Below are 11,616 nucleotides of genomic sequence, written 5' to 3' on the forward strand. Positions count from 1 at the left end.
CGGGCCGTCAAATCATGAATCCGCCGTCGCAGACCAGGGTCTGGCCGGTGACGTAGTCGGACTCGGGGATGGTCAGCAGGTAGACGGCGCCGGCCGCGTCGGACGGGGTACCGGCCCGGTTGAGCGGGATCATGGTTTCCGCCGCCGCGAGCAGGTCGGGGTTGACGCCGACCTTGATCTGCCGGCCCTGCACGTCGATGGTGCTGTCGGCGGTGGCGGTCGCCTCGGTCAGTCGGGTCCGGATCAGCCCGAACGCGACCGTGTTGACGGTGACCTGGTAGCGGCCCCACTCCTTGGCCAGGGCCCGGGTCAGTCCGGTGACGCCCGCCTTGGCCGCGGCGTAGTTGACCTGGCCGGCGTTGCCGTGCAGACCGGCGACGGAGGAGATGTTCACGACCTTGCGCACCGGGACCGGGCCGCCGGCCGTCCGGGCCTGCCGGACGGCGGCGGAGATCACCGGTTGGGCGGCGCGCAGGATCCGGAACGGCGCCTTGAGGTGCACGTCGAGGATGGCGTCCCACTGCTCGTCGGTCATCTTCTGGATGACGGTGTCCCAGGTGTAGCCGGCGTTGTTGACGATGATGTCCAGGCCGCCGAGCCGGTCCACCGCGGTGCCGACGAAGCGGTCCGCGAAGCCGCCGTCGGTGACGCTGCCGACGCAGGCGACCGCCCGGCCGCCGGCGGCCTCGATGTCGGCGACGGTCTGCGCGGCCGGTTCCTCGTCGAGGTCGTTGACCACGACCGCCGCACCCTCGGCGGCGAGCTTACGGGCGATCTCCCGGCCGATGCCGCGCCCGGAGCCGGAGACGATGGCGACCTTGCCGTCGAGCTTTGCCATGGGCGGCCCTTTCGTACGCGGAGGTCAGTTGAGGTCGATGACGGCGTCGCCGGTCAGCGTGGTGGTGCCGTCGGCGAGGGTGACGGCGAGTTCGAGCGTGGCCAGCCCGTCCGCGACGGACACCACCCGCCCGGTGCAGGTCGGTTCGGCGTGCACCGGGGTGATGGCGGCGAACCGGACCCGGTAGCTGCGGATCCGGTGCTGCGGCACCCACCCGGTCAGCAACCGCCCGAGGTACGCCATGGAGAGCATGCCGTGGGCGAACACGTCGTCGAGGCCGGCGGAGCGGGCCACGTCGAGGTCGATGTGGATCGGGTTGTGGTCACCGGAGGCGCCGGCGAACAGCGCCAGCGTGGTCCGGGTGATCGGGGGGAGCCGCAGCGGCGGCAGCTCGGCGCCGACCTGGAGGTCGTCGATCGTGGTCACCCGGCCACCTCCGGATTGCGTACGACGATGACGGCGGTCGCCTCGGCCACCAGGTGGCCGTCGCGCAGGACGTCGGTCCGCTTGACCAGGAACTCCAGCGCACCGGCCTTCTTGGTGTAGACGTCGACGATCCGGGGCCGCAGCTCGACGGTGTCCCCGGCGTACACCATCGCGTGGTAGTTGAACTCCTGGCCGCCGTGCAGCACCCGGCGGAGGTCGACGCCGAGCTCGGCGACGTACGACCACGGGTCCGGGGACTCCATCTCCAGGCTGAAGAAGAACGTGGGCGGCACCGGCAGGTCCGGGTGGCCCGCCGCGCGGGCGGCGGCCGGGTCGACGTACACCGGGTCGGTCTCGCCGACGACCTGGGCGAAGAACCGCAGCCGGCCACGCTCCACGGTGACGGTGACCGGCGGGAAGGCCAGCGCCCGGGCCTTGTCGGGGTCGAGGGGCATCGCCTCAGCTCCGCTTCTCGTAGAGGGTGACCACGGCGGCCCCGCCGAGGCCGATGTTGTGCTGCAACGCGACTGTGACGCCGTCGACCTGCCGGGCCCGGGCCTGGCCGCGCAGCTGCCAGACCAGTTCGGCGCACTGGGCGAGCCCGGTGGCGCCGAGCGGATGCCCCTTGGACAGCAGGCCGCCGGACGGGTTGGTGACCACCCGGCCGCCGTAGGTGTTGTCGCCGTCGGCGATGAACTTCTCGGCGGTGCCCTCCGGGGTCAGCCCGATCGCCTCGTAGCTGAGCAGCTCGTTGGTGGTGAAGCAGTCGTGCAGCTCCACCACGCGCAGGTCCTCGGGGCCCACCCCGGATTCCTCGTACACCTGCCGGGCGGCGGCCCGGGACATCTCGTAACCGACGAGCAGGCGCAGGTCGCCGCTGTCGAAGGTGGACGGGTAGTCGGTGGTCATCGCCTGTGCCCGGATCGCCACGTCGGTACGCAGGCCGTGCGCGCGGGCGAAGTCCTCGCTGCACAGCACCGCCGCGGCCGCGCCGCAGGTCGGCGGGCAGCACTGCAGGCGGGTCAGCGGGCCGTGGATGGGCGGCGAGGCGAGCACCTCCTCGACGGTGACCGGGTCGCGGAACACCGCGTACGGGTTGTTGGCCGCGTGCCGGCGGGCCTTCACCGCGATGGCGGCGAAGGTCTCCGGCCGGGTGCCGTACTGCTCGGCGTAGGCCGCGCCCGCGCCGCCGAAGTAGCGGGCGGCCAGCGGGGCGTCGCCGGCGCCCTGGATCCGGTCCGACACCTCGTGGAAGCGGTCGAACGGGGTGGGCCGGTCCGACCAGTGCGTGGTCAGCGCGCCGCGCTGCATCTGCTCGAACCCCAGCGCCAGCACGCAGTCCACCGCGCCGGACTCGACGGCCTGGCGGGCCAGGAACAGCGCGGTCGAGCCGGTCGAGCAGTTGTTGTTGACGTTCACCACCGGGATGCCGGTCCGGCCGACCCGGTACAGGGCCGCCTGGCCGCAGGTCGAGTCGCCGTACACGTAGCCGACGTACGCCTGCCGCACCTGGGGGTAGTCGATGCCGGCGTCGGCGAGCGCGGCCCGGGTGGCCTGCTCACCCAGCACGTCATACGGCTGGCTGGTCCTCGGCGTGGCGAACGGGACCATCCCCACGCCCGCCACGAGCGCTCGCCGGCTCATCGCCACTCCTCACTAGCAGCCGTTCACTTGTTGTCCTGTCTGCGAGAGTAAGCCACCACATTGGGCGGCATCAAGCTTGCACGCATTCACAAGTGGCTGCCGCCGCGCAGCCGGGCCGAAGGCCGCGGCAGCATCGCGACACAGTCAGTTATTTCAATGGCCGAGGAAGTCCGCGCACCGGCTGCACCAACCCGTACCCGAGCGCCGGTGAGGCCGCGGCGGTCGACTCGTACTTCGGCTTCGCCGTCCGCAGCGCGACGACGAGCCAGGTCTTCACCGACAGCTGGCCGGCCCCCGCGACGGCCGGCACCCTGCGCTGACGGAGGCGGCCGGGGTCGGTGGCACGCGCCGACCCCGGCCCGCCCCGGTCAACCGGTGGCGGTGACCGCGGTGGCGGTGACCGCGGTGGCGGTGACCGTGCCGTCCGCCGCGCGGGTGCCCTCCACGCTGACGGTCTGGCCGGCCTTGAGCTTCGCCAGGTCGGAGGCCCGGCTGGTACGCACGGCGGTGTGGTCGTCGGTGCGTACCGTCACCACGTTGCCGTCGGCCGTCTCCAGGTAGAGGACGCCGCCGTCGACGAGCTTCACCTTCCCGGTGGTGGCGGGCGCGGCGGCGGTCGGGCTCGCCCCGGCGCCGGACCCGACCCGGCCGGCACCCGCGCCGGGAAATGCGCTGGACAGGCCGGCGGGGAACCCGCCCGCCCGGCCGGCCCGCGCCGCCGTCGGCGTCTCCCCCCACCGCTGCTGCACCTGCGTGCCGCCGAGGAAGCCGACCAGCACCAGCAGCAACCCGGCCAGCACCACCGTGCCCCGGTTCCACCAGCGGCGCGGCGCGGCAGCCGCGAGCGCCGCGGTGAGGTCCCGGTCGGCCGGTTGGGCCGGCGCCGCCGGGGGCTCGTCCTCGATCCGGTCGAAGATGACGGTGTCGGTGTCCATGTCCTCGTCTCTCCGCATGGGCTACCCGTAGCGCAGGGCGTCGATGGGGCGCAGCCGGGCGGCGCGGGCCGCCGGCAGGCCGCCGAAGAAGAGCCCGATCGCGACCGAGACGCCGAGGGCCAGCACGACGGAGCTGGGCACGATCACCGGCTGTACGCCCACGATGGTGAACCGGGACCCGATCAGCGCGGCGGCCACGCCCAGCGCCCCGCCGATCAGGCTCAGCAGGGTCGCCTCGGTCAGGAACTGGGTCAGCACGGTCCGCCGCCGGGCGCCCAGCGCCTTGCGGATGCCGATCTCCCGGGTCCGCTCGGTGACCGTGACGAGCATGATGTTCGTGATGCCGATGCCACCCACCAGCAGGCTGATCGCGGCGACCGCGCCGAGCAGCACGGTGAAGGTGTCGGCGGTCTCGGTCTGGGTCTGGAGCAGCTGGGCGGCGTTCTGGATCCGGTACGGGGTGCTGCCGGCGCGGGTGCTGGGCAGGCGCTGGACGAGCACCGTGGTGATCTCCGCCTGGGCCGCGTCCACCTGCTGCGGGTCGGCCGCCTCCACCAGGATCGAGCTGAGCGCGCCGTAGCCGGTCAGCACCTCGCGTACCGCCCGCAGCGGCGCGACCGCGACGTCGTTGGCGTCCTGGAACCCGGTGCCGGACTTCGCCGCCAGCACGCCCACCACGGTGAACAGCGCGCCGCCGACGGTGACCCGCTGCCCGATCGGATCGGCGTCGGGGAACAGTTCGTCGGCGACGGTACGCCCGAGCACCACCACCCGCCGGCCCTGCGCCTCGTCGTCGGCGCTGAACGCGGCACCGCTGTCGACCGGCGAGTTCGACGCGTCGAACCAGCTCGGCCGGGTGCCGACGAACTGGCTGACCTCGTGTTCGGTGTCCTGGTAGGTGACCACGGCCGAGGTGGTGACCAGCGGCGAGACCGACCGCACGTCGGGGGCCAGCACCGGGTCGAGCAGCGCGTCGGCCACCTCCAGGGTGAGCCCGCCGGTGCCCGCCTGCCGGTTGGTGCCGGTGACCGTGAGCGTGTTGGTGCCCAGCGCCTCGATCCGGCGGGTGATCGCCTGCGCGGACCCGTTGCCGACCGCGACCAGCAGGATCACCGCGGCGACACCGATCAGGATGCCGAGCATCGTCAGCGCCGAGCGCAGCTTGTTCGCGCTCACCCCGCGCAGGGCGAAGCGGAGGGTCTCGGCGACCGTCACCGCGGCACCCCCGCGGCGCGCCGGCCCACCAGGTCCTGCCGCTGGTCGGAGCGGACCTGCCCGTCGAAGAGCCGGACCAGCCGGCGGGCCCGGGCGGCGACCTCCGGCTCGTGGGTGATCAGTACGATCGTCCGTCCGGCCGCGTTGAGCTGCTCGAACATGGTCAGGATGTCCTCCGTGGAGCGGCTGTCCAGGTTGCCGGTGGGTTCGTCGGCCAGCACCAGGGCCGGTTCGGTGACCAGCGCCCGGGCCACCGCCACCCGTTGCTGCTGGCCACCGGAGAGCTGGTTGGGGTGGTGGTGGGCGCGCTCGGCGAGGCCGACCGCCGCCAGCGCGTCCAGCGCCCGGCGCCGCCGCTGCGCCGCCGGCACACCCGCGTACGCCAGCGGCAGCTCCACGTTGGACAGCGCGCTGGTGCGGGGGATGAGGTTGAACGCCTGGAACACGAAACCGATCAGCCGGTTGCGGACCAGCGCGAGCTGCCGGTCGGCGAGGCTGCCCACGTCGACCCCGTCGAGCAGGTACCGCCCGCCCGTCGGCGCGTCGAGACAGCCGAGGATGTTCATCAGGGTGGACTTGCCGGAACCGGACGAGCCCATGATCGCCACGTAGTCGCCCGCGTGGACCGCGAGGTCGACGCCGCGCAGCGCGTGCACCGTCGCGTCGCCCTCGCCGTACACCTTCGTCAGCCCGCGGACGTCCAGGACGGGACGGCGCGGGGTGCCCCGGGGGTCCATCAGCCGCCTCCGTTGCCGGCGCGCCGGCCGCCCTGGGTGCCGCCGCCGGGGAAGCCGCCGCCGCCCGGGAACCCGCCGCCGCCGGGGAAGCCCGCCCCGCCGCGGAAGCCGCCGGTGCCGGTGCCGCCGGTGCCGGTGCTGGTCTCGGGCAACAGGACCCGGTCGCCCTCCGCCAGCCCGGAGGTGATCTCGTACGCCTGGTCACCGGCGAGGCCGATCTCCACCCGGCGGGTCTCCTGGCCGGTCTCGGTGACCACGGTGACGGTGTGCCGGTCGCCGGTGCCGCTGACCGCGGCCGAGCTGACCAGCAACACGTCCTGGGCGGTGCCGGTGACCACGGACACGCTGACCGTCTGCCCCGGCTTCGCGCCCGTGGGCAGGTCGTCGAGGCCGACGGTCACCCCGTAGGTGACCACGTTGTTGCTGGTGGTGGCCGACGGGTCGATCGCCACCACCTTGCCGGTGGCCCGGGCGCCGGCGAGCGCGTTCCAGGTGACGGTGGCCGGCTGGCCGGTCTTGAGTCGGGTGGCGTCCGCCTCCGCGACCGCCGCGCTGACCTGGAGGTGGGTGAGGTCGGCGAGCTCCACGAAGCCCGCGGAGGTGCTCGACGTGCCACCGCTCTGCCCGGCGCCGCTGCCCTGCTGGCCGCCCGAGCTGCCGGAGCCGCCGGACGATCCGGAGCCGCCGGAGGAGCTGCCCACGGTGCCGTTGACGGCGACGACGGTGCCGGCCATCGGCGCGGTCAGTTTCGTGCCGTCGACGCCGGCCTGGGCCTCGTCGACCGCGAGCTTCGCCTGGGTCACCGCGCTCTCGGCGGACGACGTGTCGCTGTCGGCGGCGCGGGCCCGGTCCAGCGCGTCCTCGGCGGCGGCCAGGTTCGCCTCGGCCACGTTCAGCGCCCGCTCGGCGGCGGCCGGGTCCACCTTCGCCAGCAGCTGCCCCTTCTTGACCCGCTGGCCCACCCGGACCCGGATGTCAGTGACGGTGCCCGCGGTGGCGAAGCTGGCGCTGGCCGTGGTGGCGCTCTCGAGCGAGCCGTCGGCGGTGACCGTGGCGGTCACCGTCCCCCGCGACACCTGGACGGTCCGGGCGCCCCGGGCCGGTTCCGCCGGTGCGGAGCCGGCGGTCACCGAGGACCAGGCCCAGTAGCCGCCGGCGGCCAGCAGCAGTACCAGGGCGGCGTTCACCAGCACGGGAGGTCGGTGCAGGACGGCCGGCAGGCGCACTCGCATGGCCGACAGCTTCGCCCGGCCGGCTGGGAGGAGGGTTCGGGCAAGCTCAGAGCTGGCTTGGAATCGCGGCCCGCAGCCCCGTGCGCTGCCCCGGGTCGCCGCCGTCGGTGGTGGCCGGCGGGGCGGGCCGCTCGGGGGCGACGGGCAGCAGCACCCGGAAGGTGGTGCCCGAGCCCGGCGTGCTGTCCAGGTCGATGCAGCCGCCGTGGGCGTGCACGATCGAGGCCGCGATGGACAGCCCCAGTCCGGAGCCGCCGCCGTTGGCCCGGCCCCGGCTGGCGTCGGCCCGGTAGAGCCGCTCGAACACCCGGCCCGCGTGCTCCGCCGGGATCCCCGGCCCGTCGTCGTGCACCTCCAGCACGGCGAGGCCGCCGGCGGTCGGCGCGGGCGGCGGGGCGGACCGGACGGCCGGGTCGGCCGGCGGGGCGGGCAGCCGCCCGACGCGGAGGGTGACCCGGGCGTCCGGCCCGGTGTGCTGGAGTGCGTTGGCGACCAGGTTCGCCGCGACCTGACGCAGCCGGTGCTCGTCGCCGAGCACGCTCGGCGGCTCGAACGTGTCGTCCCGGTCGGCGAGGGTGGTCAGCCGGACCGGCCGGTCCGGCGTACGGGCGTGCGCGTCGCGGATGGTGTCGGCGGCGATCTCCAGTAGGTCCACCGGCCGCAGGGTGGGGATCCGCTGCTGGTCCAGCCGGGCGAGCAGGAGCAGGTCGTCGACCAGCACGCCCATCCGGGCCGCCTCGCCCTCGATCCGGCTCATCGTCTCGTCGAGCAGCGGCCCGGTCGGCGCGCCGCCGCGCCGGTACAGCTCGGCGAAGCCGCGGATGGAGGTGAGCGGGGTGCGCAGCTCGTGCGAGGCGTCCGCGACGAACTGGCGCAGCCGCCGCTCGGAGGCGGCCCGGGCGGTCATCTCGGCGGCGATCCGGTCCAGCATCAGGTTCACCGCCGCGCCCAGCCGGCCCGGCTCGGTGTGCGGGTCGGCCCCGTCGATCCGGTGGGTCAGGTCGCCCCCGGTGATGCCCGCGACGACGCCCTCCATCCGGGTCAGCGGGCGCAGGCCCAGCCGCACCACCGAGGCGGCGAGCAGGCCCAGCCCGAGCAGCACGGTGCCGGTGACCGCCGCGTCGATGAGGAGCAGCCTGTCGGCGGTGCGGTCGGCTTCCCCGAGCGACACCCCGAGGACCACGACCGCGCCGTCCCGCCCGAGCGGCACGGCCAGCAGCCGCCACTCGGCCGCGCCGTCCCCGCCGGGCACCGTGTACGGCCCTCCGGTCGCGGCTCGCCTCGTGACCTCGGCGAACGTGCCCGGATCCGGGCCGGCCGCGGTGGGTGTGCTGCTGCGCTCGGTGTCCCGGCTGCCGTCGGCGCGGTAGAGCACGACCAGCTGGTCCTGGCCCAGGCGGGCGAACCGGCCGGCCAGGCCCCGGCCGGTGCCGGACGCCGGTTCCCCGCCGGAGGTCGGGCGCGCGGACGGCTCGGCGATCGACGGCGGACCGCCGGAAAGCGTTCCCGGCCGGGGTCCGGCGCGCAACGGCCGGGCCTGGGTGGCCAGCTGGTCGTCGACCCGCTCCAGCAGGTAGCCGCGGAGCAGGATGAAACCGGCCGTGTTCGCGCCGAGCAGGGCGACCGTGGTGAGCGCACCGAGCACGAGGACCAGCCGGGAACGCAGGGTCCAGCGCGCCCACGGGCGCAGCCCCCGCAGCCGGCGGTTCACTCGTCCCCGTGCGGCAGCCGCAGGGTGTAGCCCACGCCACGGACGGTGTGGATGAGCGGCGGCCCGAGCACGTCGATCTTGCGGCGCAGGTAGTAGACGTACGACTCGACGATCCGCCCGTCGCCGCCGAAGTCGTAGTGCCACACCCGGTCCAGGATCTGCGCCTTGCTCACCACCCGGCCGGCGTTGAGCAGCAGGTAGCGCAGCAGGCGGAACTCGGTCGGTGACAGCTCCACCGGCTGGCCGGCGCGGCGTACCTGGTGCGCGTTGTCGTCGAGTTCCAGGTCGGCGTAGCGCAGGGTGGGGTTCTCCTCCGGCGCGGCCGGCGTCTCCGGCCGGCTGCGGCGCAGGATGGCCCGGATCCGCAGCACCACCTCTTCGAGGCTGAACGGCTTGGCGACGTAGTCGTCGGCGCCGACGACGAGCCCGGTCACCCGGTCCTCCACGCTGTCGCGGGCGGTGAGGAAGAGCACCGGCACCGGCCGGCCGGCCGCGCGCAACCGCCGGGCCACCTCGAACCCGTCGAGGTCGGGCAGCATCACGTCGAGGACGACCAGGTGTGGGTCGAACTCCTCGACGCAGGCCAGTGCGGCCCGGCCGGTGGCGGCCACCCGGGTGTCGTACGCGACCAGGCGCAGCGTGGCGGCGAGCAGCGCGGAGATGTTCGGCTCGTCGTCGACCACCAGCACCCGGGCGGTGCCGGTGGAGCCGTCGAGGGCCGGGGACGGGCCGTCGCCCGGCGGCCGGAGGATGTCGGTTCGCACCGGCATTACCTACCGGATCCGCCTCGGCGCGGCCTGTGGGGAACCTGTGTGCCAGCTGTCACCACGACCGCAGGACCAGGTCACCGGCGGCCAGCCCGCTGGTGACCTCGGTGTACTGGTCACCGCGCAGCCCGATGGTGACGGTGCGCGACTCCCCGGCGCCGAGCCGCACGGTGCCCCGGCCGTCGGTCACGTCGTGCAGGGCGGTGGACGGCACGCGCAGCGCGTCGGCGACGGAGCCGGTCCGTACCGTCACCGCCGCGGTCTGCCCCAGCAGCAGGTGCTCCGGGGCGTCGGTGAACGAGAGCAGCACGCCGTAGCGGACCATGTTGCCGTCCGCGGTGCCGACGGGGTCCACCTGCACGACGGTCGCCGGGAACGTGCGGCCCGGCTGGTCGGCGAGGCCCACCGTGGCGTGCTGACCGACGGCGACGGCGGCGGCGTCCGCCTCCGGGAACTTCGCCCCGACCTGCATGGCGAAGGTGTCGGCCAGGGTGATGAAGGTGGCGCCGCGGCCGACCTTGGTGCCCACCTTCCCGGCGACGGTCAGCACGGTGCCGCGGATCGGCGCGGTGATCTCCGTGCCGGACTGCGCGCCCTCCGCCTCGGTGAGCACGGTCTCCGCCTGGTTGACCTTGCGCTCCGCGTCGAGGATCGGGTCGCCGCCACCGCCCCGGGACCCGCCGGAGCAGGTGGTGGCGCCGGTGGCTGGCCGGTCCTGGGGAGGCAGGGCGCCGCCGGTGGAGGTGGGGGCGGGGCGGGTGGCGGCGGGCTGGGAGGCGGAGGCGGCCGGCGAAGCGCTGGCGGAGGCGGAGCCGGACGGGGTGGGAGTCGGGGTCGGGGTCGCGCTGGTGTGTGGTGGGGGCCAGGCGACCGGCTGAACGGCGCCGGTCGCGCAGTTCGTCGCGGCGCCGGTCGACTCCCGCGCCTGGGAGAGCGCGTCCTGCGCGTCGGCCAACTCCTGCCGGGCCTGCTCGACCGCGTCCGCCGCCGCGGCGGCGTCGGCGTCGGAGAGCGTGGCGAGCTGCTGACCGGCCTGCACCACGGTGCCGGGCCGGACGGCGACCTTGGCCACCGTGCCCGCGAGGGCGAAGCCCAGCGCCCGGGTGGTCGCCGGCTGGACCGTACCGGTGGTGGCGACGTCGACCTCGACGGCGCCCCGGTCGACCGCGACGGTGACCGGCCGGGCCGGCGCCTCGCCCGCGTCGGTGCGTAGCGCCACGGCGCCGGCGGCGCCGAGCGCGAGCACGCCGGCGGCGACGGCGGCACCCCAGCGGACCCGCCGGACACGCCACAGTCGGGTCAGGCCGTTTCCCATGACGGGTCAGTCTGCGGCCCGCTCCTCTCCACGGGCTCGGTCCCAGCTCGGAGTTGCCTCAAAGCGGCGGCCCGCCGGCAGCTCGGCCCGGTGTCCGCCGGGGGAGGCTCCGAGGCAACTCCCAGTCCGGTCCGAGGCGGCCCGGAGCTGCGGCCGGTTACCTGGGCGGGTCCCGGAACCGGCCGAGGAGTTTCCGTGTCGAAGACTGGAAAGGGTCGCCTGCTGGCGGCCGTGCTGACCGCCGCCGCCTCGGTGCTGCTGGCCGCCTGCGGCTCGAACGGCACCCCCACCACGGCGGCCGAGGGCGGGCAGGGCGACAACGCCTTCGCGGCGTACCAGACCTGCCTGCGCGAGCACGGCGTGACCCTGCCGTCCGCCGACCCGTCCCGTTCCCGTGGGGCCCGCCCGTCGGGCTTTCCGTCCGGCTTCCCGACCGCCCGCCCGTCCGGCTTCCCCACGGCGCGGCCGTCCGGGTTCCCGCGGCCGTCCGGGTCCGGTGGGCCGGGCCGCGGGTTCCCCGGGATGGGCCGCCCGGACGGTGTCGACGAGGCCACCTGGCAGAAGGCGCAGGAGGCGTGTTCGTCGCTGCGACCGAGCGGGCGGCCCGGCCGGCGGGGCGGGCCCGAGGGTTCGGCCGCGCCGGGCGGCGGGCAGGACGACGGGCGGCAGACCGCCTACCGCACCTGCCTCGGCGGACGCGGGGTCGACCTCGACAAGATCGACGCATCCGACGCGAAGACGAAGGCGGCCCTGACCGCGTGCGCGGCGGTGAGCCCGGCGCCGGCCAACTGAGGCG

The 11,616-nt window shown here is 75.0% G+C and carries 13 protein-coding genes; 2 read left to right on the plus strand and 11 right to left on the minus strand.

What is annotated here, in order from left to right; all coding sequences use genetic code 11:
* Positions 1–7 precede the first annotated feature (7 nt).
* From ACL02O_RS19690 to ACL02O_RS19705, 4 genes are read right to left on the minus strand one after another with little or no spacing between them, the layout of a single operon-like run.
* Positions 8–838 carry an SDR family NAD(P)-dependent oxidoreductase gene (locus ACL02O_RS19690; RefSeq protein WP_412819569.1) on the minus strand — a complete coding sequence of 277 codons (831 nt, stop codon included), beginning with the start codon at positions 836–838 and terminating at the stop codon, positions 8–10.
* Between the two features lie 24 nt (positions 839–862).
* Positions 863–1,264: a MaoC/PaaZ C-terminal domain-containing protein gene (locus ACL02O_RS19695; protein WP_412819570.1), complete on the minus strand. Its 402-nt coding sequence runs from the start codon at positions 1,262–1,264 to the stop codon at positions 863–865.
* Positions 1,261–1,719 carry a MaoC family dehydratase N-terminal domain-containing protein gene (locus ACL02O_RS19700; protein ID WP_412819571.1) on the minus strand — a complete coding sequence of 153 codons (459 nt, stop codon included), beginning with the start codon at positions 1,717–1,719 and terminating at the stop codon, positions 1,261–1,263. Before ACL02O_RS19700 ends, ACL02O_RS19695 begins: the two co-directional genes overlap by 4 nt.
* Before the next feature lie 4 nt (positions 1,720–1,723).
* Positions 1,724–2,908, minus strand: a complete 1,185-nt coding sequence (locus tag ACL02O_RS19705) for a lipid-transfer protein (protein WP_412819572.1) — start codon at positions 2,906–2,908, stop codon at positions 1,724–1,726.
* A 92-nt stretch (positions 2,909–3,000) separates the two neighbouring features.
* On the opposite strand from ACL02O_RS19705, the gene ACL02O_RS19710 reads away from it, so the two are divergent.
* The gene (locus ACL02O_RS19710) at positions 3,001–3,228 is read left to right on the plus strand and encodes a hypothetical protein (protein ID WP_412819573.1); all 228 of its coding nucleotides are present in this window, start codon (positions 3,001–3,003) and stop codon (positions 3,226–3,228) included.
* Between the two features lie 48 nt (positions 3,229–3,276).
* Here ACL02O_RS19710 and ACL02O_RS19715 read toward each other — a convergent pair whose 3' ends face one another.
* The 7 genes from ACL02O_RS19715 to ACL02O_RS19745 are packed head-to-tail and all read right to left on the minus strand — an operon-like array spanning position 3,277 to position 10,820.
* Positions 3,277–3,861, minus strand: coding sequence for a DUF5666 domain-containing protein (locus ACL02O_RS19715; RefSeq protein WP_412819574.1), 585 nt, complete (start codon positions 3,859–3,861; stop codon positions 3,277–3,279).
* Between the two features lie 3 nt (positions 3,862–3,864).
* Positions 3,865–5,058, minus strand: a complete 1,194-nt coding sequence (locus tag ACL02O_RS19720; protein ID WP_412819575.1) for an ABC transporter permease — start codon at positions 5,056–5,058, stop codon at positions 3,865–3,867.
* Complete coding sequence (locus ACL02O_RS19725) at positions 5,055–5,795, minus strand: ABC transporter ATP-binding protein (protein ID WP_412819576.1); 741 nt, start codon at positions 5,793–5,795, stop codon at positions 5,055–5,057. The genes ACL02O_RS19720 and ACL02O_RS19725 overlap by 4 nt, the downstream gene beginning before the upstream one ends.
* Positions 5,795–7,027 (minus strand): efflux RND transporter periplasmic adaptor subunit, encoded by a 1,233-nt coding sequence (locus ACL02O_RS19730; protein ID WP_412819577.1) that lies wholly within the window; start codon positions 7,025–7,027, stop codon positions 5,795–5,797. Before ACL02O_RS19730 ends, ACL02O_RS19725 begins: the two co-directional genes overlap by 1 nt.
* Positions 7,028–7,073: 46 nt before the next feature.
* Positions 7,074–8,738 carry a sensor histidine kinase gene (locus tag ACL02O_RS19735; protein WP_412819578.1) on the minus strand — a complete coding sequence of 555 codons (1,665 nt, stop codon included), beginning with the start codon at positions 8,736–8,738 and terminating at the stop codon, positions 7,074–7,076.
* Positions 8,735–9,508: a response regulator transcription factor gene (locus ACL02O_RS19740; protein ID WP_412819579.1), complete on the minus strand. Its 774-nt coding sequence runs from the start codon at positions 9,506–9,508 to the stop codon at positions 8,735–8,737. The genes ACL02O_RS19735 and ACL02O_RS19740 overlap by 4 nt, the downstream gene beginning before the upstream one ends.
* 52 nt (positions 9,509–9,560) lie before the next feature.
* Entirely contained in the window at positions 9,561–10,820 is a 1,260-nt protein-coding gene (locus tag ACL02O_RS19745; protein ID WP_412819580.1) for an efflux RND transporter periplasmic adaptor subunit, read from the minus strand.
* Positions 10,821–11,015: 195 nt separating this feature from the next.
* Between ACL02O_RS19745 and ACL02O_RS19750 the strand changes: the two genes are divergently transcribed.
* Complete coding sequence (locus ACL02O_RS19750; RefSeq protein WP_412819581.1) at positions 11,016–11,612, plus strand: hypothetical protein; 597 nt, start codon at positions 11,016–11,018, stop codon at positions 11,610–11,612.
* Positions 11,613–11,616 lie beyond the last annotated feature (4 nt).

The organism is Micromonospora mangrovicola (assembly GCF_047200535.1).
Taxonomy (GTDB): Bacteria; Actinomycetota; Actinomycetes; order Mycobacteriales; family Micromonosporaceae; genus Micromonospora.

Bases quoted from the DNA above. Each gene is read 5' to 3' on its own strand.
- ACL02O_RS19690 (WP_412819569.1), bottom strand. From the start codon at position 838: ATGGCAAAGCTCGACGGCAAGGTCGCCATCGTCTCCGGCTCCGGGCGC.
- ACL02O_RS19700 (WP_412819571.1), bottom strand. From the start codon at position 1,719: ATGCCCCTCGACCCCGACAAGGCCCGGGCGCTGGCCTTCCCGCCGGTC.
- ACL02O_RS19705 (WP_412819572.1), bottom strand. From the start codon at position 2,908: ATGAGCCGGCGAGCGCTCGTGGCGGGCGTGGGGATGGTCCCGTTCGCC.
- ACL02O_RS19715 (WP_412819574.1), bottom strand. From the start codon at position 3,861: ATGCGGAGAGACGAGGACATGGACACCGACACCGTCATCTTCGACCGG.
- ACL02O_RS19725 (WP_412819576.1), bottom strand. From the start codon at position 5,795: ATGGACCCCCGGGGCACCCCGCGCCGTCCCGTCCTGGACGTCCGCGGG.
- ACL02O_RS19730 (WP_412819577.1), bottom strand. From the start codon at position 7,027: ATGCGAGTGCGCCTGCCGGCCGTCCTGCACCGACCTCCCGTGCTGGTG.
- ACL02O_RS19740 (WP_412819579.1), bottom strand. From the start codon at position 9,508: ATGCCGGTGCGAACCGACATCCTCCGGCCGCCGGGCGACGGCCCGTCC.
- ACL02O_RS19745 (WP_412819580.1), bottom strand. From the start codon at position 10,820: ATGGGAAACGGCCTGACCCGACTGTGGCGTGTCCGGCGGGTCCGCTGG.